The organism is Paraburkholderia sediminicola, assembly GCF_046027355.1.
In the GTDB taxonomy this organism is placed as follows: Bacteria; Pseudomonadota; Gammaproteobacteria; order Burkholderiales; family Burkholderiaceae; genus Paraburkholderia; species Paraburkholderia sediminicola_B.
On record NZ_JAQQEK010000144.1, the window covers coordinates 1 to 462 of the forward strand.

At 61.9% G+C, this 462-nt stretch carries 1 protein-coding gene; it reads right to left on the reverse strand.

Features of this window, described 5'->3' with window-relative positions; translation table 11 throughout:
* Positions 1 to 462 (reverse strand): H-NS family nucleoid-associated regulatory protein (locus PQR42_RS45650; RefSeq protein ID WP_408496131.1); only part of this gene is annotated, 462 nt, incomplete at both ends.

The following is a 462-nucleotide window of genomic DNA, read 5'->3' on the forward strand; positions in this document are numbered from 1 at the left end:
CGTCCGCTCCAGGTAGCGCCAGACTTCGGGTCGCGATATTTGGCCGGCTGCGGACCTTTTGGCTGCCCCTTGCCCGCAGTCGCACCGCCCGACTTCGACGCCGTCTTTTTGCCGACAGCCTTCGCCCTGCTCACAGCACTGGTCGTCGCCGCAACAGTCGATTCAGCACCACCTGCAATCAAAAATTTGCTTCGGTCTTTGGCTTTTGCAATCCACGTCGGCGCCCGCCCACGCCCGCTCCAAGTCGCGCCACTCTTTGGGTCACGATAAAGCGCAGGCTGCGGACCGCGGACGTAATTGCCAGCAGCCTTCGCTTTGCTCGCAGGTGCCGGCGTCGCCGTCGCCTTACCTCCATCAACAAGGAATTTATCGCGATTTTTTGCGCTTGCAATCCACTGGGGTGCCCGGCCATGTCCGGTCCACGTCGCGCCACTCTTCGGGTCGCGATATTTGACCGCGGCA